Source organism: Streptomyces sp. NPDC004610 (genome assembly GCF_040609715.1).
In the GTDB taxonomy this organism is placed as follows: Bacteria; Actinomycetota; Actinomycetes; order Streptomycetales; family Streptomycetaceae; genus Streptomyces.
Window position 1 is genome coordinate 20,544 of sequence record NZ_JBEXLA010000036.1, and the last position, 20,338, is coordinate 40,881.

27 protein-coding genes are annotated in these 20,338 nt (G+C 70.5%); 10 read left to right on the plus strand and 17 right to left on the minus strand.

Annotation, left to right across the window (positions count from 1 at the left end; translation table 11 throughout):
• Positions 1 to 6: 6 nt before the first annotated feature.
• The 4 genes from paaB to ABZX40_RS32095 form a co-directional block, all read right to left on the minus strand.
• A complete protein-coding gene (gene paaB, locus ABZX40_RS32080; RefSeq protein ID WP_355745542.1) occupies positions 7 to 333 on the minus strand; it encodes a 1,2-phenylacetyl-CoA epoxidase subunit PaaB in 327 nt (108 codons plus the stop codon).
• On the minus strand, positions 330 to 1,289 hold the full coding sequence (paaA, locus tag ABZX40_RS32085) for a 1,2-phenylacetyl-CoA epoxidase subunit PaaA (RefSeq protein ID WP_355745539.1): 960 nt from the start codon (positions 1,287 to 1,289) through the stop codon (positions 330 to 332). The genes paaB and paaA overlap by 4 nt, the downstream gene beginning before the upstream one ends.
• A gap of 322 nt (positions 1,290 to 1,611) precedes the next feature.
• A complete protein-coding gene (locus tag ABZX40_RS32090) occupies positions 1,612 to 1,917 on the minus strand; it encodes a DUF6087 family protein (protein ID WP_355745536.1) in 306 nt (101 codons plus the stop codon).
• A gap of 119 nt (positions 1,918 to 2,036) precedes the next feature.
• Positions 2,037 to 2,192, minus strand: coding sequence for a hypothetical protein (locus ABZX40_RS32095; protein WP_355745534.1), 156 nt, complete (start codon positions 2,190 to 2,192; stop codon positions 2,037 to 2,039).
• Positions 2,193 to 2,405: 213 nt separating this feature from the next.
• On the opposite strand from ABZX40_RS32095, the gene ABZX40_RS32100 reads away from it, so the two are divergent.
• Positions 2,406 to 2,990 carry an HD domain-containing protein gene (locus ABZX40_RS32100; RefSeq protein ID WP_355745531.1) on the plus strand — a complete coding sequence of 195 codons (585 nt, stop codon included), beginning with the start codon at positions 2,406 to 2,408 and terminating at the stop codon, positions 2,988 to 2,990.
• Positions 2,991 to 3,037: 47 nt separating this feature from the next.
• Here ABZX40_RS32100 and ABZX40_RS32105 read toward each other — a convergent pair whose 3' ends face one another.
• The gene (locus ABZX40_RS32105) at positions 3,038 to 3,574 is read right to left on the minus strand and encodes a DUF6879 family protein (protein WP_355745528.1); all 537 of its coding nucleotides are present in this window, start codon (positions 3,572 to 3,574) and stop codon (positions 3,038 to 3,040) included.
• Positions 3,574 to 4,074: a hypothetical protein gene (locus tag ABZX40_RS32110; RefSeq protein ID WP_355745525.1), complete on the minus strand. Its 501-nt coding sequence runs from the start codon at positions 4,072 to 4,074 to the stop codon at positions 3,574 to 3,576. Before ABZX40_RS32110 ends, ABZX40_RS32105 begins: the two co-directional genes overlap by 1 nt.
• 105 nt (positions 4,075 to 4,179) lie before the next feature.
• Between ABZX40_RS32110 and ABZX40_RS32115 the strand changes: the two genes are divergently transcribed.
• The gene (locus ABZX40_RS32115) at positions 4,180 to 4,590 is read left to right on the plus strand and encodes a hypothetical protein (protein ID WP_355745522.1); all 411 of its coding nucleotides are present in this window, start codon (positions 4,180 to 4,182) and stop codon (positions 4,588 to 4,590) included.
• An 80-nt stretch (positions 4,591 to 4,670) separates the two neighbouring features.
• Here ABZX40_RS32115 and ABZX40_RS32120 read toward each other — a convergent pair whose 3' ends face one another.
• The 4 genes from ABZX40_RS32120 to ABZX40_RS32135 are packed head-to-tail and all read right to left on the minus strand — an operon-like array spanning position 4,671 to position 6,429.
• Positions 4,671 to 4,883 (minus strand): DUF397 domain-containing protein, encoded by a 213-nt coding sequence (locus ABZX40_RS32120; RefSeq protein WP_355745519.1) that lies wholly within the window; start codon positions 4,881 to 4,883, stop codon positions 4,671 to 4,673.
• A gap of 43 nt (positions 4,884 to 4,926) precedes the next feature.
• The gene (locus ABZX40_RS32125) at positions 4,927 to 5,355 is read right to left on the minus strand and encodes a DUF397 domain-containing protein (protein ID WP_356009122.1); all 429 of its coding nucleotides are present in this window, start codon (positions 5,353 to 5,355) and stop codon (positions 4,927 to 4,929) included.
• Entirely contained in the window at positions 5,336 to 5,560 is a 225-nt protein-coding gene (locus tag ABZX40_RS32130; protein WP_355745513.1) for a DUF397 domain-containing protein, read from the minus strand. The genes ABZX40_RS32125 and ABZX40_RS32130 overlap by 20 nt, the downstream gene beginning before the upstream one ends.
• Positions 5,560 to 6,429, minus strand: a complete 870-nt coding sequence (locus ABZX40_RS32135) for a helix-turn-helix transcriptional regulator (protein ID WP_355745511.1) — start codon at positions 6,427 to 6,429, stop codon at positions 5,560 to 5,562. Before ABZX40_RS32135 ends, ABZX40_RS32130 begins: the two co-directional genes overlap by 1 nt.
• Before the next feature lie 209 nt (positions 6,430 to 6,638).
• Here ABZX40_RS32135 and ABZX40_RS32140 point away from each other — a divergent pair, with 209 nt between their 5' ends.
• From ABZX40_RS32140 to ABZX40_RS32150, 3 genes are read left to right on the plus strand one after another with little or no spacing between them, the layout of a single operon-like run.
• Positions 6,639 to 7,130 carry an ATP-binding protein gene (locus ABZX40_RS32140; RefSeq protein ID WP_355745508.1) on the plus strand — a complete coding sequence of 164 codons (492 nt, stop codon included), beginning with the start codon at positions 6,639 to 6,641 and terminating at the stop codon, positions 7,128 to 7,130.
• Positions 7,127 to 7,573 carry a DUF6415 family natural product biosynthesis protein gene (locus ABZX40_RS32145; protein ID WP_355745505.1) on the plus strand — a complete coding sequence of 149 codons (447 nt, stop codon included), beginning with the start codon at positions 7,127 to 7,129 and terminating at the stop codon, positions 7,571 to 7,573. Before ABZX40_RS32140 ends, ABZX40_RS32145 begins: the two co-directional genes overlap by 4 nt.
• A 49-nt stretch (positions 7,574 to 7,622) precedes the next feature.
• The gene (locus ABZX40_RS32150) at positions 7,623 to 8,621 is read left to right on the plus strand and encodes an endonuclease/exonuclease/phosphatase family protein (RefSeq protein WP_355745502.1); all 999 of its coding nucleotides are present in this window, start codon (positions 7,623 to 7,625) and stop codon (positions 8,619 to 8,621) included.
• Here the strand turns inward: ABZX40_RS32150 and ABZX40_RS32155 are convergent.
• The 3 genes from ABZX40_RS32155 to ABZX40_RS32165 are packed head-to-tail and all read right to left on the minus strand — an operon-like array spanning position 8,609 to position 11,501.
• Complete coding sequence (locus ABZX40_RS32155) at positions 8,609 to 9,460, minus strand: 3-hydroxyacyl-CoA dehydrogenase family protein (protein ID WP_355745499.1); 852 nt, start codon at positions 9,458 to 9,460, stop codon at positions 8,609 to 8,611. The two genes, ABZX40_RS32150 and ABZX40_RS32155, sit on opposite strands and share 13 nt — an antisense overlap.
• Positions 9,457 to 10,239 carry an enoyl-CoA hydratase/isomerase family protein gene (locus ABZX40_RS32160; protein WP_355745497.1) on the minus strand — a complete coding sequence of 261 codons (783 nt, stop codon included), beginning with the start codon at positions 10,237 to 10,239 and terminating at the stop codon, positions 9,457 to 9,459. The genes ABZX40_RS32155 and ABZX40_RS32160 overlap by 4 nt, the downstream gene beginning before the upstream one ends.
• A gap of 41 nt (positions 10,240 to 10,280) precedes the next feature.
• A complete protein-coding gene (locus tag ABZX40_RS32165; protein ID WP_355745593.1) occupies positions 10,281 to 11,501 on the minus strand; it encodes a thiolase family protein in 1,221 nt (406 codons plus the stop codon).
• A gap of 281 nt (positions 11,502 to 11,782) precedes the next feature.
• On the opposite strand from ABZX40_RS32165, the gene paaI reads away from it, so the two are divergent.
• From paaI to ABZX40_RS32185, 4 genes are all read left to right on the plus strand, one after another.
• On the plus strand, positions 11,783 to 12,172 hold the full coding sequence (gene paaI, locus ABZX40_RS32170; protein ID WP_355745590.1) for a hydroxyphenylacetyl-CoA thioesterase PaaI: 390 nt from the start codon (positions 11,783 to 11,785) through the stop codon (positions 12,170 to 12,172).
• Positions 12,169 to 13,536 (plus strand): phenylacetate--CoA ligase PaaK, encoded by a 1,368-nt coding sequence (gene paaK, locus ABZX40_RS32175; protein WP_355745494.1) that lies wholly within the window; start codon positions 12,169 to 12,171, stop codon positions 13,534 to 13,536. The genes paaI and paaK overlap by 4 nt, the downstream gene beginning before the upstream one ends.
• 166 nt (positions 13,537 to 13,702) lie before the next feature.
• Entirely contained in the window at positions 13,703 to 14,152 is a 450-nt protein-coding gene (locus tag ABZX40_RS32180; protein ID WP_355745491.1) for a hypothetical protein, read from the plus strand.
• A 95-nt stretch (positions 14,153 to 14,247) separates the two neighbouring features.
• On the plus strand, positions 14,248 to 15,576 hold the full coding sequence (locus tag ABZX40_RS32185) for an amidohydrolase (RefSeq protein ID WP_355745488.1): 1,329 nt from the start codon (positions 14,248 to 14,250) through the stop codon (positions 15,574 to 15,576).
• Between the two features lie 80 nt (positions 15,577 to 15,656).
• Here the strand turns inward: ABZX40_RS32185 and ABZX40_RS32190 are convergent, their stop codons facing one another.
• The 4 genes from ABZX40_RS32190 to ABZX40_RS32205 all read right to left on the minus strand — a co-directional run bounded on the left by ABZX40_RS32190 (position 15,657) and on the right by ABZX40_RS32205 (position 19,509).
• Positions 15,657 to 16,349 carry an alpha/beta hydrolase gene (locus ABZX40_RS32190; RefSeq protein ID WP_355745485.1) on the minus strand — a complete coding sequence of 231 codons (693 nt, stop codon included), beginning with the start codon at positions 16,347 to 16,349 and terminating at the stop codon, positions 15,657 to 15,659.
• A 165-nt stretch (positions 16,350 to 16,514) separates the two neighbouring features.
• On the minus strand, positions 16,515 to 17,363 hold the full coding sequence (locus tag ABZX40_RS32195; protein ID WP_355745587.1) for a sigma-70 family RNA polymerase sigma factor: 849 nt from the start codon (positions 17,361 to 17,363) through the stop codon (positions 16,515 to 16,517).
• A gap of 179 nt (positions 17,364 to 17,542) precedes the next feature.
• Positions 17,543 to 18,907 (minus strand): carotenoid oxygenase family protein, encoded by a 1,365-nt coding sequence (locus ABZX40_RS32200; protein ID WP_355745482.1) that lies wholly within the window; start codon positions 18,905 to 18,907, stop codon positions 17,543 to 17,545.
• 29 nt (positions 18,908 to 18,936) lie between these two features.
• Positions 18,937 to 19,509, minus strand: coding sequence for a hypothetical protein (locus ABZX40_RS32205; RefSeq protein ID WP_355745479.1), 573 nt, complete (start codon positions 19,507 to 19,509; stop codon positions 18,937 to 18,939).
• A 206-nt stretch (positions 19,510 to 19,715) separates the two neighbouring features.
• Between ABZX40_RS32205 and ABZX40_RS32210 the strand changes: the two genes are divergently transcribed.
• Entirely contained in the window at positions 19,716 to 20,258 is a 543-nt protein-coding gene (locus ABZX40_RS32210) for a PadR family transcriptional regulator (RefSeq protein ID WP_355745476.1), read from the plus strand.
• Positions 20,259 to 20,338 lie beyond the last annotated feature (80 nt).

A 20,338-nucleotide genomic window follows, 5' to 3' on the forward strand; every position in this document is an offset into this window, starting at 1 on the left:
GCTCTCCTAGATGTGCGGGACGTCCTCGGGGATGTCGTAGAACGTCGGATGGCGGTAGACCTTGTCGGCGCTGGGCGAGAAGAACGGGTCCTTCTCGTCGCGGGTGGTGGCGGCGATGTGCTCGGAGCGCACGACCCAGATGCTGACGCCCTCGTTGCGGCGGGTGTAGAGGTCGCGGGCGTGGGTGAGGGCCATCTCGTCATCGGCGGCGTGCAGCGACCCCACATGCACATGGTTGAGCCCGCGCTTGCCGCGCACAAACACCTCGTACAAAGGCCACCCGTCCTTCACCGTCCCACCACTCCCACCACTCCCACCACTGCTCTGACTCATGCCACGGCCTCCGCGCGGGCTCGGGCCGCCTGCTTGGCGGCATGGGCGGTGGCGGCCTCGCGGACCCAGGCACCGTCCTCATGGGCCTGGGTACGGCGCCGCATCCGCTCGTCATTGCAGGGCCCGTCCCCGCTGATGACCCGCTTCAGCTCGCTGTAGTCGGGGGTCCCGAAGTCATGGTGACCGCGCTCCTCGTCCCAGCGCAGCTCGGGATCGGGCAGGGTGACTCCCAGCTTCTCGGCCTGCGGCACGGTCATGTCGACGAACTTCTGACGCAGTTCGTCATTGCTGTGCCGCTTGATCTTCCAGGCCATGGACTGCGCGGAGTTGGGCGAGTCGTCGTCGGGCGGGCCGAACATCATCAGCGACGGCCACCACCAGCGGTCCACCGCGTCCTGCACCATGGCCCGCTGGGCGTCGGTGCCGCGCATCATGGTCATCAGCATTTCGTATCCCTGCCGCTGGTGGAAGGACTCCTCCTTGCACACCCGGACCATGGCCCGCGCGTACGGCCCGTAGGAGCTGCGGCACAGCGGCACCTGGTTGCAGATCGCCGCGCCGTCCACGAACCACCCGATGACCCCGACATCGGCAAAGGTCGGGGTCGGATAATTGAAGATGGACGAGTACTTCTGACGCCCCTCGATCAGCCGCTGGGTGAGATCGGCGCGGTCGGCGCCGAGGGTCTCGGCGGCGGAGTACAGATACAGCCCGTGCCCGGCCTCGTCCTGGACCTTGGCGAACAGGATCGCCTTGCGGCGCAGCGAGGGCGCCCGCGTGATCCACTCGCCCTCGGGCTGCATACCGATGATCTCCGAGTGGGCATGCTGGGCGATCTGGCGGACAAGGGTCTTGCGGTAGCCGTCCGGCATCCAGTCACGCGGCTCGATGCGCTGGTCGCGGGCGATCGTCGCCTCGAAGTAGGACGCGAGTCCCTCCGGGTCCGTCGTGGCCATCCCCTCCGCCTTCCCTGAGCTTCCTGAGCGTGCCTGGGCTTTCCTGGATCTCCCCAGACTTCCCAACCGACCATTCGTTCGGTTCACTATAACGGTGCGCCCCTGGGTACGCGCAAGGGCTGGGGCGTGGTGAGGATGGGGGGCGGTCGCGGAGGGTCACGCCCGCCGTAGATCCGGCCACCGAGAGTCACCACACCCGTGACCGACGGCGGCCGGTGTCTCATTCCGGCTACGCGCCGGGACGGGGTTTGCGGTGCCGGCTACGCGCCGGGACGGGGTTTGCGATGCCGGCTACGCGCCGGGACGGGGCTTGCGATGCCAGCTACGCCTCAGGACGGGGCTTGCGATGCCTGCCGCGCCCGGCCCTGAGCGGCGGGGACGAGGGCTGCTCCGGCGCCGGCGGCTGCTCGTCGGGTGGGTGGAGGATCCTCCGCGCCTCAGCGAGGTCCACGGCGAAGCCGTGCGGTTCCCAGCAGTAGCCGTTCCACCGCTGGATGACGCGGGGGGCGTCGGGGTGCAGATGCGAGCCCTGGGGTGCGTCGCCGGGCACGAGCGGGACGGCCCGCAGCCGCCCGATACTCCCGTCCCGGCGCCGCGCCCAATCCGACAGGGGTTCGTCGTGGTCCATGGCTTCCTGGGGGTTCTGGGGATGCTGAGGGGGCCCTTTTGGGCTCTGACAGTTCTGAGGGTTCTTGTGGGGCAGCGTAGTGGCACGGGGCGCTGCCGCTGGCGGGATCCGGCCCACCGTCACAGGAGAGGGTGCTGCCGGCGAAGAGCGGGGTGGCCCTCGATCCAGTAGATGCGCGTCTGGCTGGTGACGCGGAGCCGTACGGTGGCGATGTCCGGGCTGCCTGCGTCCCGCCATGCGGTGAGCGTCTGTTCGATGGTGTCCCACAGCGGCAACGGGCCGCCCTGCCGGACCGTCCATCCGGGCCCTGCTCGCCACCCGCGCGTGGTTGCCGCTCGCGGACCCCGCTCTGACGGACACCCTGCGCACCCACACCACCAGGCTGCTCGACCACGACTGGATTTCCCCGCGATCACGGCGGGAACTCACCACCGTGCACTACGTTCTACGCGAGCACCGCACATGACGCATGGGAGGACATACCACACATGCCGGACACAGAGCAGCCGGAGCACGCCAAGGGCACGACCGGCTTCCTGATGGAAATGGGGATGCTCAAGCGCGCCAAGCGCACCGGGTGGTGGATCGCCGGGGTCAAGGACCCCGAGACCATCGCCGAACACAGCTTCAGAGTCGCCCTCATCGGCTCCGTCCTCGCCATGATGGAGGGCGCGGACCCTGCCAGGACCGCCCTCCTCGGACTCTGGCACGACACCCAGGAAACCCGCGTCGGCGACATCCCCCACATCGGCCGCCGCTATCTCACCGCCGCCACCAACGAGGACGTCACCGCCGACCAGCTCTCCGCCGCGCACCCCGCCGTCCGCGCCGGCGCGCAGGAGATCGTCCACGAGTACGAGAACGGCGACTCCCTCGAAGTGATCTGCGCCCATGACGCCGACAAACTCGAATGCCTCCTCCAGGCCGTCGAGTACCGCGAGCAGGGCTGCGCGAACGTCCAGCCCTGGATCGACAGCAGCGTCGCCAAGCTGAAGACAGCCGCGGCCCAGTCCCTGGCCGAGGCCGCGCTCAGCATGACGTCCATCGAATGGCAGAAGACTTATCTGCGGTGAGTGTGTTGCCCTGCGCGGTCGGGGCAACGGGCTCAGGTCCGCGTGATCTAGTCGACCTCGAACGCGCTGTGCTCAGTGCCCCGTGCCCACACCGACTGGAACGCGGACGAGCACAGGGCGGCGACGGCGGGGGCCTCGGTCACCTCGGGGCCGCCTGAGCCGCCCTCTCCGGTGAAGTGGTTGAACCTGACCACTCGCCCATCGAACAACCAGAAGTCGTTGCCCGGCAGGGCGAGGTCCGACGCCTGCCGTCGCGAGAGCCAGCGCACCTGTTCGCCCGCCTCGACATTCAGGTGGGTGCCTTCGTGGGAAAACTTGATGTACTGCGAGGTCGGCAGGGAGACGACACGGGCTCGGCGCATCACGACGCCACGGGCGGTGGCCTCCCTCACGAGGTCGAGCCACACCTTGCGACGCCCGGTGCGGTCGTGCCGACTGCTGTCGTCCCCGGCGAGCCACGCCTGGAAGTCCGTGGACTCCGAGGCGATGCCGTACGAGTCACGCATCTCCAAGTGCACCGCGGATGCGTGACAGTCCGCCAGCATCTCGGCGAAGCTCGGCGGCTGTCCGTCGTTCTGTTGCATCACACGCCCTTCTGATCTGGTCCACCATGCCAGTGATGCTCGCCCCGTCGACGGGTGTCGACCGCGACCGGTCGGATCAGCATGACGGGTTCGTCGTCCGGTTCCTCCCCCGATGCGTGGAGCCTCGTGAAGGCCGTACTGGCCAGGTGCCACCGGCCACCGACCAGTGCCAGCGCGTAGTACGGATCATCGGGGTCGACACCCGCGAGGGACGGCTCGGCGCCGCACAGCACGTCCGCGCCGAACCGCTCCGCGATGTGCTCAGCGAGGCGCAGGTCCGGGTACGGTCCGAGGTCGAACGCGTCCGTGTGCACGACGAGGCCGAGCGGCCACGCCGGATCCCGTGTGGGCTCCAGAGTCACCCACACGCCTCGTATGTCGTCCGGGACCTCGGCCCCGGGAGGCTGCACCAGCAATCGCAGACCCGGCGGGGCCAGCGCCGCGAGCAGGGCGACCACGTCGGCGACGCTGAGGGGCCGGGACAGGGTGAGACTGAACATGGCCGCCACATAAGCATGCCTGGGGTGATGCTTGTCAGCGGAGGTTGATCACCTCTACGTTCGGGCTGGCGGAGGGTGAGCGACCGCAGGAACGGGGGCACGGCGGTGGACGAGGACGAGTGGCTGTTGCGTCATGGTCTGCGACCTGATGAGCGGGGCCTTGACGAGGTCCGCGCGCTTCTGAGGGAACACATCGGCCTCGAACGCCAGAGTCAGGGCGACGGCGACACGATCCTGATGAAGCTGTGCTGCGTGCAGTTGTTCCAGGCCGCGCGCCTTGATGACGTGCTGTTGATCTGGAGCGCGAAGATGGCCAGTTGGGAAGCTGGCTTCTCCATCGACATCCAGCTTCTGTGCGGCGCGGGGCTGGAGCGGACCAAGGCGTACCTTGCCGAGCAGTCGTCGCCGGAGAGCGAGGCGGCGCTGAAGCGCCTGCGGTACTGCGAGGACGCGGGGGACTTCGACGGGTTCTCCCCAGCAGAGCGGTTCGCGTACTACGCCGCGTACTACGAGTGAATCGGTGAGGGTCCGCTGTCGCGGGACGGCCCGCCTTCCCTCACGGGAGGCGGGCCTACGCACGGTGAGTGGGGCGAGACTCAGGCGCCGTGCTGTGAGGCGAACTTGAGGAAGGTGGCGAACTGGCTGGGGGCGAAGGTAAGGGCGGCGGCTTCGGGGGTCTTTGAGTCCCGGACATGGACGGCGCCCGTCGTCTCGGCGATCTCCACGCACTGCCCTTCGCTGCTGCCGCTGTAGGACGACTTCCGCCAGGTCAGGGTGGTCTTCTCGCCACGGTGGCCGTTACTGATCATGAAGGCCTCTCTTTCAGCTGGGTGCTGATGGGCTGGTCATGGCCTAGATCGCCGCTGCGAAACAATGGAACACAGAAGAGTCGAGGAACAGGACGGGGCCGTGCTCATTCTTCGAGTCCCGGACAGCTATGCCGATGTGAGCCGCAGATGAGATTTCGGCGACCTCCACACACTGTCCCTCTGAGCCGCCACTGTGGGAGGACCTCCGCCAGTCGGCGCCCGCGACTACTTCAGCCGGGAGGGCCCGTTTTATCGTGGTCACTGCTTCGTCCTTCCAGATTCGGTTTCGTGAATCCGTGATGGCGCTCGGACAGGGTGCCGCAGGCACAGCGGGTCGCGGAAGGGGTGGTGTCCACGATTGGGCCAGATCCAGCCCTGATCCACTACTCAAACAGGAAGACCCGCCTCCTCCCACGCACCTGACATGGAGGAAACGGGTCTTCTTTGAGTGGTTAGCGCGACACCCTGGCACCCAACTGTGCAGCGAACTCGGCGAAGGCAGCGAACTGTCCGGAGGCAAAGGTCAACGCAGCACCTCCGAGGTTCTTGGAGTCCCGGACATGGACGAAGCCCGCCATCTCGGCGACCTCTACGCACTGCCCCTGCTCACCACCGCTGTATGAGGACTTTCTCCAGGTCAGGCTGGCCTCATCGTCGCGGTAGCTGTAACCGATCATCAGGACTTCCCCTCCAAGTGGGTGTTGATTAGTTCCCGCGAATCGTCTGCGGAAAGTGCAAGATCTGCGATCTTGTCGAATACGAGCGAGAGGGCACCCACATCGGCCGGCGCTTCCAAGAGGTTGCCGCCCAGGGAGTTGTCGATGGAGATCACCGTGGGCCAGGGGTGCCGGAAGGTCATGATGGTCATGGCCTGGTTCGCCGCCGCGTAGGCGGGCGCGGTCGCAGGGACTATCTGAATGGTGATGTTGGGACGCTCGGCGTCGTCGGCCAGCTTGCGCAGTTGTTCCTTCATCACGCCCGGCGCGCTGGGGAAGCGATGCAGGAGCGCCGCCTCTGAGATCAGTGCGTGGAGATGAACCGGGTTTCCGGGCCGGTGGAGCACTTCCTGCCGCGCCATACGGATGGCACTGAGCATGTCCGCCTTATCGCGGTTGTCCGAGGTAAGCGGACTGTTGAAGATCTCTCGGACATATCCCGGCGCTTGCAGCAGCCCCGGAATGATCGCCGGGTGCTGCATCTTGATCTCCTTCGACTTCGATTCGAGCGTGATGAAGTCGAGCAGCGCGTCCGAGATGTGCCCCGCGTAGGAGGCCCACCAGCCGGATCGCGGAGGTTCGTTGGAGGCTGCGGCCAACTCGCGCACCGCCTCCTCGTCGCCATGAATGCCGTACGTCTCAAGCATGTTGCGGATGTCGTCGGCGGTGACCCGGTAGACACCCCGCTCGATGCGCCCTTGTCGCGTGGAGTCCCAGCCGAGTCGCTTGGCGGCTACCCCTGGGGCGAGGTCCGCCGCTTCACGGTAATCGCGCAGCAGGCTACCAACGCGACGCCTCATGACCGGCGGAGGGAGCTTCTTTTGCGTCATGGGGAGCATTCTGACAGTCGAGAGGAGCACTGGCGATACGACGCATGCTCGATCGATACGACAGGGCAGTGCTCGATATTGCGCCTCGACGCTCGATGGGAGCAGACTAGCTCGCGGCAGGAAGTAGCCGTGCCTCAACCCACGGTGACGAACCCTGCCCTGCGCAACTCCCCTGCGGCAGCAGCCCCCACCGAAAAGCCGAGGCCCCCATGAGCCAGAGCACCTCCGCCGAACCCGAAGCACCCAGCGGTACCCACCACCCCCTCACCCCCACCCCCCACCACGTACACGACGACCTCACCCTCCTCCTCCACCGCACCACCCCGGGTCTCGGACCCTTTCTCCCCGCGTCCGAAGGCCGCTGGGTCCGTCACGTCCGCCATGTCTGCGCCGCCCGGCTCCACCACCGGGGCCTGCCCCCGCAGCTCATCGACGACGTAGAACTCCTCGTCACCGAACTCACCACCAACGCGTTGCAGCACACCCGCAGCGACACCGTCTCCGTCCAACTCCTCGTCTCCCACCACCTCATCGTGATCGAGGTCTTCGACGGCTCCCCCAGCCACGCCGGGACGGCCACCGCCGGGCCGGAGGACGAGAACGGCCGAGGCATGACGATCGTCGCCGGCTGCGCCGACGCCTGGGGCGTGAGCCCGGACGGTACGAGGACCTGGTGCGCGCTCTTCAGGGCGGGCCGGTGACGACGACCCCGCGGGCCACCGGCCGCCCCGTGCTGGAGCGATTACGCGAGGCCCTCCGCGATCGTCTCGCGCTGGAACTGGACCTGGCCTACGGCGACTTCCGCGCGCGCCACACCCATGTCACCCACGACCCTTTCGGCCTGGTCCACAACGACCTGGACCGTGCCTTCGGCGACGCACCCCTGACACCGGACGACATCGCCCGCCTCACCCACCGCCTCCGCCGCACCCTGCGACAGCTCATCACCGACCTCACGCACCCGAGTGAGTCCGAGGCCGCCCTGATCCATCGCGCCCGCAGGGTTCTCGCGGAGCCTCAGCCGCAGCCGACGCCCTTCCCGGTCCAGCCCCGCTGGGCACCCGCACCCGTACTCCAGCTGCGCAGGCTCGCCCTGGTCACCCTCGACCTCATCGACCATCTGACAGCCGACGACGACGTATGACGTATGACGGCCACGACCGTCCGGGACAGGAAGCAGGAGCCACCCGCCCATGACCCACCTCGCACCGACCCTCACCCTCATGTCCTTCAACCTCGACCACGACGGAGGTGAGCCGGAAGACGACGGCACCCCGCCGGAGGCATGGCGTGCCGCGCACGAGGAGATCGCCCGGCACCGCCCCGACGTCCTCGCCCGGCAGGAGCTGACCCACTCCCAGAGCCGCCCCGGAGACTCCCCCCACGCCGTGGCCGCCGCCGATCAGCGGTTCTCCGCGACCCAGCGCGTCCTGGGCATGAAGGGCTTCCGCGCCCCCATGGGCCTCGGCAGGAACCCCACCGGCGCGTTCGTCCGCGAAGAGACCCTCACCGCCACCCACGTACCCCACCGCCTCCACTGGCGGACCCCACCGACCACCCTCACCCTCACCCTCCCCGAACTCCCCCACATCCCGATCACCCTCTGGTCGGTGCACCTCGCCTTCAACTCCCGTCACCAGCGCTATCTGGAGGCGGACAACGCGAGCACGCTGGTCGACAGGCTCAAGCTGCACCACGACCGCCCGCCCACCGGCGCCGCATGGATCGTGGGCGACATGAACTCCTACCCCGTCCCGGACGGCGAGACCGTCCCGCCCATCGACTGGTCGACCGTGTCCGACCGGGCCCACCGCCACCACCGCGCGGCCCAGCCGGACGACGGCACCTGGGAGTCATGCACGCACATGGACCGGACGATGCACGACATGGGAATGCAGGACGCCGCACGGTGGGTGGCCCACCGCCTCGGCACCCCCTCCGCGCTCTCCCCGACGGCGGGGCGGCCGGACCAGGGCGGCCCGGCCCGTATCGACCGCGCCTATCTGGACCCCTGGACGGTCCAGGCCGTCGAACACGTCGAGGTCATCGACATGACCGGCATCAGCGACCACCACGCCGTCCTCGTCACCCTCTCCCGCGACAAGCTGATCGAGACCCTGCACCGCAGGACCACCCACCCCGCACACCTCACCCCGGGCGAACCGATCAGCCGACCCCGTCACCAGGTGTAGAAACCCTGGCCCGACTTCTGGCCCAGCTCCCCCTTCGCCACCATCTGCCGCAGCAGCTCCGGCGGCGCGAACCGCTCGCCCAGCGTGCTGTGCAGATACTCCGCGATGGCCAGCCGCACATCCAGCCCGACCAGGTCGGTCAGCCGCAGCGGCCCCATCGGATGGCGGTAGCCCAGCCGCATCGCGTCGTCGATCGCCTCCGGTGCGGCCACCCCCTCCTCGACCATCCGGATCGCCTCCAACCCCAGCGCCAGCCCCAGCCGGCTGCTGGCGAACCCGGGCGAGTCCTTGACCACGACCTCCTGCTTGCCCAGCGCCCGGGTCCACTCCAGCGCCGACCGCACGACCCCCTCCGCGCTCTCCGGCGCGACCACGATCTCGATCAGCGCCGACGCCGGTACGGGGTTGAAGAAGTGCATCCCGAGGAACCGCTCCGGCCGCCGCAGCGCCGCCGCCAGGTCGGTCACGGACAGCGAGCTGGTGTTGGTGGCGAGCACGGTCGCGTCCCCCACCGCCGCCTCCACCCGCGTCAGCAGCCCCGCCTTCAGCCCGGCGTCCTCGAACACCGCCTCCACGACAAGCTCGGTGTCCGGGTCGAGCCCCTCGGGGCCGTCGACCGCGCGCACCCGCCCCAGCACCGCGTCCGCGGACTCGGACAGGTGCCCCCGCCCCTCCGCCCGCCGCAGGCTCGCGCCGATCCGTTCCAGCGCCGCCTCGGCGGCCTCCTCGCCGTTCTCGACCACCGTCACCGCCGATCCGGCGGTGGCGAAGGACTGGGCGATGCCCGCCCCCATCCGGCCGCCCCCGACGACCCCGACCGTCCTGGGTGCCGTACTCATACCCCGCTCCTCTGCTCGTCCCGCTTCTCCAGGAAGCGGGTCATCCGCTCCCGCTTGTCCTGCCCCTCGAACAGCACGGCCTGCGCCAGGTCGTCCGCCACCGGGTGGGAACCCGGCGCGTCCACGACCAGCTTCGTCAGCCGCAGGGCGAGCGCCGAGGACCGGGCCATCCGGTCCAGCACCGCATGCGCCCGCTCCAGCAGCTCCGCCGCCGGTACGACGTCCATGACCAGGCCCACGGCCAGAGCCCGCGCCGCGTCCAGATTCCGCCCGGCGAGCAGGATCTGCTTGGCGACCGACTCACCGACCAGCTCCGGCAGCCGCCAGCACGCCCCCGCCGCGGCGATGATGCCGAGGCCCGGCTCGGGGTTGCCGAACACCGCGTCCGGCCCGGCGATCCGCAGATCGCAGGCGTACGCCAGCTCCGCCCCGCCGCCCAGCGCCCAGCCGTCGACGGCGGCCAGGGTCGGCATCGGCAGCCGCCGCACCCGCTCGAAGAGCCGGCTGTTGATGCCCTGAAGGGCCTGGTCCCGGCCGCGTTCGCGCAGTTCGGCGATGTCGGCGCCGCCCGCGAAGACCCCGCCGTGCCCGGTGAGCAGCAGCAGCCGGGGCTCGCGCTCCAGCAGATCGCACACCTGGTGGAGTTCCGTGATCATCCGCCCGCTGATGGCGTTACGGGCCTCGGGCCGATGGAGAGTGACAACCACCCGGTCGTCCCCTACCTCCACCCGCAGGGTCTCGTACGACGCCGTAGCCGTGCCGTCCTGGCCGTCGCTCATACCCGCTCCACCACCCGCAGGGCCCCGTCCGCCGTCGTCGCTCATACCCGCTCCACCAGCAGCGCCATCCCCTGGCCCACCCCCACGCACAGCGTGGCCAGGCCCCGGTGGCCCCCCTCCCGCTCCAGGCGGCCCAGCAGGGTCAGCAGGATGCGGGCGCCGGAGCAGCCGAGGGGGTGGCCCAGGGCGATGGCCCCGCCGTCGGCGTTCACCTTCGCCTCGTCCAGCTTGAGGCGGCGGATCACCGCGAGGGCCTGCGCGGCGAACGCCTCGTTCAGTTCCACGGCGTCCAGGTCGCCGGTGCCCCAGCCGGCCCGTGCGAGGGCCTTCTCGGAGGCGGGGACGGGGCCGAGGCCCATGACGTTCGGCTGGACCCCGGCGGACGCGGAGGCCACGATCCGGGCGCGGGGCGTGAGCCCGTACCGCTCGACCGCCGCCGCGCTCGCCACCACCAGCGCCGCGGCGCCGTCGGAGAGCGGGGAGGCGGAACCGGCGGTCACGATGCCGTTCGCGCGGAACACCGTGCGCAGGGTGCCCAGCTTCTCCAGGGTGGTGCCGGGGCGGGGGCCCTCGTCCCGGGTGACCTCGCCGTCCTTGACGGGCACCGGCACGATCTCCCGGTCGAAGCGTCCGGCCTCCTGCGCGGCGATCGCCCGCTGGTGGCTGCGCAGGGCGAAGGCGTCGGACTCGGCGCGGGTGATGCCGTCGAGGGCGGCGACCTCCTCGGCGGTCTCGCCCATGGAGAGGGTGTACTTGAGGGTCTGGGGACCGGCGCCGGACGGCACCTCGCGGTCGGCGGCGGTGAAGCGCGGGTTGGTGAAGCGCCAGCCGAGGGCCGTGTCATGCGTCTGGCCGGGCTTGGCCCAGGGCGTGCCGGGCTTCTCCATCACCCAGGGCGCCCGGGTCATGGACTCCACTCCCCCGGCGACCACCAGCTCCGCCTCACCCGCGCGGATCGTCTGGGCGGCCGAGGCGACCGCGGTGAGGCCGGACGCGCACAGCCGGTTCACGGTGTACCCGGGCACGGTGTACGGCAGCCCGGCGAGCAGCACGGCCATCCGTGCCACGTCCCGGTTGTCCTCCCCGGCCTGGTTCGCGGCGCCGAGGATCACCTCGTCCACCGCGTCCCCGGGCACCCCGGCCCGGCGGACGGCCTCCCCGACCACCAGAGCGGCGAGATCGTCGGGGCGTACGGCGGCCAGGGCACCGCCGTAGCGGCCCTGCGGGGTACGGGCCCCGTCGACCAGATAGACCTCGGACATCGCGGACATCGGCAGGCTCCTCCGCTGCGACGCGCACCTTGACAGTCAGGCGGCTTGCTGGATTACTTGACCACGCCGCACGCTAACCGAATGTTCGGTCGGTTCACAAGACAACAGTCGGTTCACAAGACAGTCCTTCGTTCCACAAGGTGGTGGAGCACGAGGTGGTGGAAATGACACCCCAGACACCCGGCGCGACCCGGACGTCCGGCGTCCCCCGGACCTCCGACGCGACCCAGGCATCCGGCGCGACCCGGCCCCCGCAGGGCCCCGTCGAGACGATGTTCGCCGACGACCAGGCGTCCCGCCTGCTGGGCATCGAGCTGCTGGACCACGGGGACGGCACGGCCGTGGCCCGGATGAAGGTGACCGCCGCCCAGGTGAACGGGCACCGGATCGCGCACGGCGGCTATGTCTTTCTGCTCGCCGACACCGCGTTCGCCTGCGCCTGCAACAGCGACGGCCCGGTGACGGTCGCCGCCGGCGCCGACATCGACTTCGTCGCCCCCGCCTTCGAGGGCGACATCCTGGTGGCCACCGCGCGCGAACGCACCCGCTTCGGACGGAGCGGTATCTACGACGTGACGGTGACACGAGGGGACGAGGTGATCGCGGAGTTCCGGGGCCGCAGCCGGACTCTGCGCACAACGCAGCAGGAGGAGCCGCGATGAACAGCGAAGTGACCGCACGGGAGCCACAGACGCGGAAGAACGGGCCCCGCCTCGGCGACCCCGTCCCGCCCGAGTTGCTGGACGACACCGAGCGGATGTCCCGCGAGGAGGTCCGGGCCCTCCAGCTCACCCGGCTGCGCGCCACCCTGCGGCACGCCTACGACAACGTCGAGCTGTACCGGAAGAAGTTCGACGCGGCCGGGGTCGGCCCCGACGACTGCCGGAGCCTGGACGACCTGGCCCGCTTCCCCTTCACCACCAAGGCCGATCTGCGGGACACCTACCCCTTCGGCATGTTCGCGGTGCCCATGGACCAGGTGCGCCGGGTGCACGCCTCCAGCGGCACCACCGGCCGCCCCACGGTCGTCGGCTACACCGAGCGCGATGTGTCGATGTGGGCGGATGTGGTCGCCCGCTCGATCCGCGCGGCCGGGGGCCGCCCGGGTCACAAGGTGCATGTGTCGTACGGCTACGGCCTGTTCACCGGCGGCCTGGGCGCGCACTACGGGGCCGAACGGGCGGGCTGTACGGTGATCCCCGCCTCGGGCGGGATGACCGCGCGCCAGGTGCAGATCATCCAGGACTTCCGCCCCGAGATCATCATGGTCACCCCCTCCTACATGCTCACCCTGCTCGACGAGTTCGAGCGCCAGGGCATCGATCCGCGGACCTCCTCCCTCAAGGTGGGCATCTTCGGCGCCGAGCCATGGACCGAGGAGATGCGCCGGGAGATGGAGGACCGCCTCGACATCCACGCGGTGGACATCTACGGGCTGTCCGAGGTGATCGGCCCGGGGGTGGCGCAGGAGTGCGTGGACACCAAGGACGGGCTGCATGTGTGGGAGGACCACTTCTATCCGGAGGTGGTGGACCCGTTCACCGACGAGGTGATGGCCGAGGGCGAGAGCGGTGAACTGGTGTTCACCTCGCTCACCAAGGAGGCGCTGCCCATCGTCCGCTACCGGACCCGGGATCTGACCCGGCTGCTGCCGGGCACCGCCCGGCCGGGCTTCCGCCGGATCGAGAAGATCACCGGCCGCTGCGACGACATGATCATTCTGCGCGGGGTGAATGTGTTCCCCAGCCAGATCGAGGAGATCGTGCTGCGGGTGCCCGCCGTGGCCCCGCACTTCCAGATCCGGCTGAGCCGCCGGGGCCGGATGGACCATATGACGCTCCGGGTCGAGTCCCGCCCCACCAGCGACCCCGCCCAGCGGGAGGCCGCCGCCCGGGACATCGCCCGGGGTGTGAAGGACGCCGTCGGGGTGAGCGTCGAGGTGGAGATCGTCGACCCGGAGACCCTGGAGCGGTCGGTGGGCAAGCTGCAACGTGTGAAGGATCTGCGCGGCAAGGACCAGGGCTGAGGACAAGTACCGAAGGCAGGCAGCGAGGGCAAGGGTTGAGGACAAGGGCTGACGGCGGGCCCGCCCGACCCCGGCTGTGAGCGAGGTCACGCCGCCGGGAGCGAACTCGGCGGCGTCCGGCCCGTCTTGTGGGCGTCCAGCGCCCCTCACCCGGAGATCCGACCTCATGCCCAAGTCCCCCCTCACCACCCTGGCCGCCCTGGGCGCCGGGGTCCTCGTCCTCACCGGCTGCGGCGGCGACGGCTCCTCCGACGCCGCCCCCGCCCACACCCCGACCGCGACGGGCACCCCGGCCGCCGAGACACCCGCCCTCGATCTGGACGGCGGCTGGCTCGGCGAGTCGGATGTCGACCAGGTGGCGATGATCGTGGAGGGCGGGACCGTACGGCTGGCGTCCCAGGGCCCGGACGGCGGGCAGCGGCAGGCGTGCGAGGGCCTGCTGAAGGCCGAGTCGCTGCTGCTCCAGTGCACCGACCGGAAGAACACCACCCGCACCCGGGGCACGGTGGAGATCAGCGACGGGGACCAGATCGCGGTGGCCTGGGAGTCCGGCCGCAAGGATCTGCTCACCAAGAGCGCCGATGGCCAGATCGATCTGTCCCAGTGGGGCCTGTAGCGGCGGCGGCGGACACGGTTGACTGATCGCAGTACACGGTTGACTGACCCCGGTACCTGGCCCGCTCCCCCTCACACCCTGGAACGACACCACCCATGCACACCGCACCTCACCGCTATCTCGCCCCCGTCGTGCTGCCCGCCGACCCCTCCGATCCCGCCCGCTCCGTCCTGCGGGACGCGGCGGTCGATGTCGGCGCGGACGGCCGCATCACCTACTGCGGCCCCGCCGCCGACGCCCCCGGCCTCCCCCGGGACACCCCCCGCACCCGGCTGACCGGCATCCTCGTCCCCGGACTGGTCAACGCCCACGCCCACTCCCCGATGACCCTGCTGCGCGGAGTCGGCGGCGATCTGCCGCTGCTGCGCTGGCTCCAGGAGGCGATCTGGCCCGCCGAGGCCCGGATGACCCCGGCCGACGCGGGCGCCGGCATGCTGCTGGGCTGCGTCGAGATGCTCCGCTACGGGATCACCACCAGCGCCGAGATGTACGCCCACGCCGAGCAGGTGGCCGGGGCCGCGCTGCGGGCGGGCAGCCGGGTCCTGCTCGCGCCGGCCTACTTCGACCGGCCCGGCGGCGACTGGCACGGGGACATCGACGCGGTGAGCCGCTGGATCGACGCCGACGGTCTGCGCTTCGGCCCCGGCGAGCGGATCGAGCTGTGCTACGGCCCGCACTCCACCTACACCCTGCCGCCCGACGCCCTGCGGACCACCGCGGAGGAGGCCGCGCGGCGCGGCGCGCTGGTGCACATCCATGTCGCCGAGACCCTCGCCGAGGACACCGCCACCCGTGAGCGGTACGGCTCGGTCCCCCAGCTCCTCAAGCAGACGGGACTGCTCGACGGACGGCTGCTGGCGGCGCACGCGGTGCATCTGTCCGACGACGACATCGCGACGCTGGCGGCAGCCGGTACGGGGGTCGCGCACTGCCCCGGCTCCAACGCCAAGCTGGCCTCGGGCACGGCCCGGCTGACCGCGCTGCGCGCCGCCGGGGTGCCGGTGGGGCTGGGCACGGACGGCCCGGCCAGCAACGACGACCTGGATCTGTGGGAAGAGGCGAGGCTGGCGATGATGTTCGCCCGGCTGGCGGCGGCCGACCCGGTGGCCCTGCGCGCCGAGGAGGCGTTCCTGCTGGCCACGTCGGCGGGCGCGGCGGCCCTGGGCCGCACCGACATCGGCACCCTGCGCGAGGGCGCGTGGGCGGACCTCGTCCATGTCTCGGTGGACGGCCCGCACTTCACAGCGGGCCTGGACGTCCCGGACCCCCACCTCTTCGCCAACCTCATGTGGGCAGCGGGCGCGGGCGCGGTCACGGACGTATGGGTGGCGGGCGAGCAGGTGGTGGCAGCCGGCGAACCGACGAAGGTCGACCGCCAAGAGACCCAGAAGGCAGCGGCAGAGGCTACGGCTCGCATCATCTGAGAGGGGGAGGGGGCAAGGCTTTCAGGGGCGCGGGGAACTGCGCGACCAGCCCCCACCGACCCGCACCCGACAACGCACCCTCACTCCCCCGCAGACGCCGCCGCCTGCTTCACCAGGTCCACGACAGCATCCGGCTGAGAAACATAGATCGCATGGCTCCCCGGCGCCTCCGCCACCGTCGCCCCCGCCCGCTCCGCCATCGCCCGCTGGGCGAGCGGCGGAATCATCCGGTCGTCCGCGGCGACGAGATACCACGTCGGCTTCCGCAGCCACGCCGGTTCCCCCACCGGCCCGTTGAGCGCCTCCAGCCCCCACGGCACCTGGGAGTCGGCCATGAACCGGGCCCGCGCCGGCGGCAGATCGTCGGCGAAGGACTCCCGGAACCGCTCCCGGTCGAGAAAGAGGAACCCGTTCTGTGGCGGCAGGAGCGGCGCGGCGGGCGCGCCGGGCGGCGGGTCGGCGATCAGGGAGTTGACGGACTCGCCCTCCTTGGGGGCGAACGCGGCGATGTAGACGAGGGCGGTGACCTTGGGGTGGCGTCCGGCCTCGGTGATGACGACCCCGCCGTAGGAGTGGCCGACGAGGATCACCGGACCGTTCTGCTGGGCGATCACCCGTAACGTCGCGGCGACGTCGTCGGTCAGCGACTGCGTGGGGTTCTGCACGATGCTGACGTGGTACCCGTCATTCACCAGCCGCTCGTGCACCCCCCACCATCCCGACCCGTCCACGAACCCTCCGTGCACGAGGACGATGTTCTTCACGGTGCTCATGTGCCGGCTCCCCCTGTCGTCGGTGAGTCCTGCCAGCCGGAGTACACACTAGATCTCGCCGACCGCCGCGGCTTCGCTCAAATGACCTAAGCGGACAAGCGAAGAGGTAGGCGCATAACGACGGTTAACAGCACCTAGTGAACGCAGGATGAATTCCGGCCGACATCAGGACGCCCGAGCCAGCTCTCGCCGCTCTCGCCGCTCATACCGCTCACGCCGCCCGGAGAGCTCGCGCCGCCCCGGCCGCGCCGCGGGCTCCAGCCGTGCCGCGGGTTCCGCGTGCGCCGCCGGCTCCACCCGTCCCGCCGGTCCCCCGGACGACCGCTGCCGGGCCGCCGCCAGCATCCGCCGGGCCTCGTCGCGACTCGCCAGAACCCGCTGCTCGGCGTCCCCGTGCGGGGCGTCGGCGGTGGCGGCGAGCGCGTCGGCGAGCTTGGCGCGACCCTGGTTGAGCCGGCTGCGCACGGTCCCGACGGGCACCCCGCAGGCGTAGGCGATCTGTTCGTAGGAGGTGACCGAGGTGGTGAAGTGCCGCAGGACCAGCGGCATCCGCAGCACCGGCGAGAGTTCCTCCAGCGCCTCCCAGACCCAGTCCCGCAGGGCGTTGCGTTCCAGCCACTGCTCGGGGCCGATGTCGGTGGACGGCAGGTGCACCTCGTCCACCGGCAGCGGGCGCAGCGCCACCGACTCGCGCAGCACGGACCGGGCGGCGTTGCGCACGATCATCCGCAGCCAGGCGCCGACGGCCGCCGGTTCGCGGACGTCGCCGATCCGGCGCAGCGCGGTCAGGGCCGCGTCCTGCATCACATCGTCCACATCGGCGCCGGGGCCCAGGATGCTCAGCGCGACCGCCCGCATCCCGGCCCGGTGCCGCTCCAGCAGCAGTCCGAGCGCGGTGACCTCGCCGTCCCGGGCGGCCCGGGTCAGGGCCGCGTCGTCGAGGGGCGCGGATCCGGCGGACCCAGCGGATCCGGCGGACTGGGCGGACCCGGCGGACCGGGCCGTCTCACGCATCGTCATCAGTGTTCCTTCCAGCACCTGGCTGTCCTGGCTCGGCGCCGTGGGCGCCAGGGCTCCGGGGAGGTACCGGCTTCGCTCACCGCTCATGGTCGTGAGCGGTGGAGGGGGTGTCTTTCCGCTGCGCGCGTGAACCTTGCGCGGGCGGGAACGGCCCCGGGGCGCGAGCCGGCCGGTCAGTGGTCCGGCAGCCAGCTGCCGTGGAACCCGGCCGGGACCCGGCGGGGCAGGTGCACGGTGGCCACCGGGTCGGCGGAGAGCCCGTCGGCGTCGAGGATCACCAGGTCGCTGCGGTCGGTGGCGGCGTCGTAGACGAAGGCCAGCAGCCAGCCGGGGCCGCCGGGGCAGTCGTCGGCGGGCACGAACACGGCCTCGCCGGCCTCGCGTCCCGGGGCGAACCAGTGGCTGCTGACACTGGTCTTGCGCAGGTCGTAGCGGTGGATCGCGGACCGGGACCCGGTGGGCCCCTCGGGGGCGAGTCCCGGGAGCGGGGTGGCGGTGACATGGCCGAAGTCGGCGGCGAGACCGGCCAGCCGGTCGTCGATGCGCGGGAACTCGCCGGGACGGTCGTCGAGCTGCTCCTCGCGGACCGTGCCGGTGGTGAGGTCGACGGTCCAGCACCACAGATGGGCGGGAGCGCCGACGACGGCGCCGTCCTCCAGCTTCGGGTAGCGCATCCCGAACAGCACCAGCCGCCGGCCCTCGTCCTCCTCATGGGCGTTGAGGGAGTGGAAGACATAGCAGGGGTCGATGTCGAACCAGCGGATCGCGCCGTGCGGGTCGTCCCGGCGCAGCACACCGAGGCGGGCGCCATAGGTGTCGGACCAGACGAAGGGCATGCCCCCCTTCGGGTCGACGGCCCGTTCCCTGCTGAAGACGACCGGGAGGTCCATGAAGATCACATGGTTCTGGGTGAGATGGAAGTCGTGCATCATCGTGTGCCCGGGGACGTCGACCGGCCGGGACACGGTCAGTTCACCGGTGGCGTCGGCGCGGTGGTAGGTCAGATAGGGCGCCGCGAGGCCGCCGTAGCCGAAGAAGTGCAGTTCGCCGCTCACCGGGCAGGTCTTGGGGTGGGCGGTCATCGGGGTGCGCAGCCGGCCGCCGAAGTCATAGACCGCGATGGTGTCGAGTTCGCTCCCGGCCTCGTGGCTCAGCTCGTAGGGGTAGCAGGTCTCCATCAGGGCCAGGGTGCGTCCGGCGTGCCGGATCACATGGGTGTTGGCCCGGCCGTTGGCGAGGTTGACGGAGCCGTCGGGGCCGTAGACGGTGGCACCGGTCTCGAAGGTCGGGGTGCGCACCCAGCGGTTGCGGTACGAGACGGCCCGGCCGCCGTCGAGGCGGATGCCGTGCACCATGCCGTCGCCGGTGAACCAGTGCGCGGAGTCGGCCTCCTGGGGGTTGGGCCCGTTGCGCAGGTACCAGCCGGACAGCTCGGGCGGCACGGCCCCGGTGACCGGCAGTTCGGTGACGGTGGCCTCGTCCAGGACGGGCGCGAAGTTCCCGGCGAGGTGCGAGGGTGCGGTGTGCTCGGTGGTCATGGCGTTGTGCTCCCTGGTGGGCCGGGGGGTCAGGCGTCCGTCGCCTGGGTCTGGAGGGCGGCCATCCGGGCCTGGACACGGGCCGGGTAGATCCGGGTGAAGACCGCGGGGGCGACCAGACCCGAGATCCGGGCCGTCCAGGCGATCCACTCGGGGGCGCCGGCCAGCTCACAGATGCCCAGCGCGACGAGGATGAAGGTGAAACCGGCCGCCCAGACCGCGGTGATGACGTTGTTGACGGCGACGAAGCCGGGGTGGGTCCAGTACTCCTCGGGCGTCTGGCGGCGGGCGATGCCGAGGGTGAAGGGGCTGCGCAGGGCGAGGCTGCCCCAGGCGGTACCGGCCAGCCAGACGAAGGAGAGCACTCCGTTCCAGCGCTCGGCCGGGGAGTCGGGGTCGGCGAACGCGTAGGCGCCGATGACGACGAAGAACACGATGCTGCTGGCCTCCAGGACCAGGGCGTCGGCCGCCACCCCGCGCCGCCGGTCCTGGAGGAACAGGAACAGCCCGGTGACGAACCCCGCCACCGCGCCCCAGCGCCAGTCCCAGGCGGAGACGCCACCGGAGACGACCCAGGGAATGAACCCGCGTATGTAACCCACGATGCTTGTCCTCAGCTCTCAACTCCCCGGGCACCGCTCACCCTTGGCCCCGAGGTTCCAACTTTGACAGGTGGAAACTAGAAGCTCCGGAAGCAACATGTCAAGATAGGAATGTCATCCATGGAACCTCCACACGGAACCCACGCTTCCACGATCAGTAATTCTCGACCTGTCAACATTGGAGTGACCCGCGTTATGGTGGGGCCATGAGCCTTCGCCACGCCCTCCTCGGGCTCCTCGTCTACCGCCCCGGCAGCGGCTACGACCTGCTGAAGATCTTCGACACCTCCCTGGGCAACGTCTGGCCCGCCAAGCAGAGCCAGATCTACGGCGAGCTGACCAAGCTGGACGCGGCCGGTCTGATCAAGGTCACCGACGAGGGCCCACGCGGGCGCAAACAGTACGAACTCACCCCCGAGGGCCACGCGGAGGTGCGCCGCTGGGTCGCCGAGACCGAGGCCCCGCGCGCCCAGCGCAACCCGATGCTGCTCCAGACGTTCTTCCTGGGCCTGCTGCCCCGCGAGGACGCCGCCCAGCGACTGCTCCACCACGCCGACACCATGGCCAAGGAGTACGAGACCCTGCTCGCCCTGCGGGACCGGGTGGACTGGGACCGGGACGAACTGAGCCTGTTCGGGGGATTCGTCATCGAGCACGGCCTGCGCCAGCGCAAACTGGAGCAGGAGTGGGCCCGCTGGGCCGCCGACCGCTTGCTGAACAGCCCCGAGCCGTCATCCGCGACCATCTGAAACCCCGCTAACTGGAGATTTAATCTCCATTTCAAGCTACCACCGCATCCGCGCTCCGCGCCCGTGGAAACCGGAGAGAC

Coding starts and splice junctions, on each gene's coding strand:
- paaB (WP_355745542.1), bottom strand. CDS start 333: ATGAGTCAGAGCAGTGGTGGGAGTGGTGGGAGTGGTGGGACGGTGAAG.
- paaA (WP_355745539.1), bottom strand. CDS start 1,289: ATGGCCACGACGGACCCGGAGGGACTCGCGTCCTACTTCGAGGCGACG.
- ABZX40_RS32090 (WP_355745536.1), bottom strand. CDS start 1,917: ATGGACCACGACGAACCCCTGTCGGATTGGGCGCGGCGCCGGGACGGG.
- ABZX40_RS32100 (WP_355745531.1), top strand. CDS start 2,406: ATGCCGGACACAGAGCAGCCGGAGCACGCCAAGGGCACGACCGGCTTC.
- ABZX40_RS32105 (WP_355745528.1), bottom strand. CDS start 3,574: ATGCAACAGAACGACGGACAGCCGCCGAGCTTCGCCGAGATGCTGGCG.
- ABZX40_RS32110 (WP_355745525.1), bottom strand. CDS start 4,074: ATGTTCAGTCTCACCCTGTCCCGGCCCCTCAGCGTCGCCGACGTGGTC.
- ABZX40_RS32120 (WP_355745519.1), bottom strand. CDS start 4,883: ATGATCAGTAACGGCCACCGTGGCGAGAAGACCACCCTGACCTGGCGG.
- ABZX40_RS32130 (WP_355745513.1), bottom strand. CDS start 5,560: ATGATCGGTTACAGCTACCGCGACGATGAGGCCAGCCTGACCTGGAGA.
- ABZX40_RS32135 (WP_355745511.1), bottom strand. CDS start 6,429: ATGACGCAAAAGAAGCTCCCTCCGCCGGTCATGAGGCGTCGCGTTGGT.
- ABZX40_RS32140 (WP_355745508.1), top strand. CDS start 6,639: ATGAGCCAGAGCACCTCCGCCGAACCCGAAGCACCCAGCGGTACCCAC.
- ABZX40_RS32150 (WP_355745502.1), top strand. CDS start 7,623: ATGACCCACCTCGCACCGACCCTCACCCTCATGTCCTTCAACCTCGAC.
- ABZX40_RS32155 (WP_355745499.1), bottom strand. CDS start 9,460: ATGAGTACGGCACCCAGGACGGTCGGGGTCGTCGGGGGCGGCCGGATG.
- ABZX40_RS32160 (WP_355745497.1), bottom strand. CDS start 10,239: ATGAGCGACGGCCAGGACGGCACGGCTACGGCGTCGTACGAGACCCTG.
- ABZX40_RS32165 (WP_355745593.1), bottom strand. CDS start 11,501: ATGTCCGAGGTCTATCTGGTCGACGGGGCCCGTACCCCGCAGGGCCGC.
- paaI (WP_355745590.1), top strand. CDS start 11,783: ATGTTCGCCGACGACCAGGCGTCCCGCCTGCTGGGCATCGAGCTGCTG.
- paaK (WP_355745494.1), top strand. CDS start 12,169: ATGAACAGCGAAGTGACCGCACGGGAGCCACAGACGCGGAAGAACGGG.
- ABZX40_RS32180 (WP_355745491.1), top strand. CDS start 13,703: ATGCCCAAGTCCCCCCTCACCACCCTGGCCGCCCTGGGCGCCGGGGTC.
- ABZX40_RS32185 (WP_355745488.1), top strand. CDS start 14,248: ATGCACACCGCACCTCACCGCTATCTCGCCCCCGTCGTGCTGCCCGCC.
- ABZX40_RS32190 (WP_355745485.1), bottom strand. CDS start 16,349: ATGAGCACCGTGAAGAACATCGTCCTCGTGCACGGAGGGTTCGTGGAC.
- ABZX40_RS32195 (WP_355745587.1), bottom strand. CDS start 17,363: ATGCGTGAGACGGCCCGGTCCGCCGGGTCCGCCCAGTCCGCCGGATCC.
- ABZX40_RS32200 (WP_355745482.1), bottom strand. CDS start 18,907: ATGACCACCGAGCACACCGCACCCTCGCACCTCGCCGGGAACTTCGCG.
- ABZX40_RS32210 (WP_355745476.1), top strand. CDS start 19,716: ATGAGCCTTCGCCACGCCCTCCTCGGGCTCCTCGTCTACCGCCCCGGC.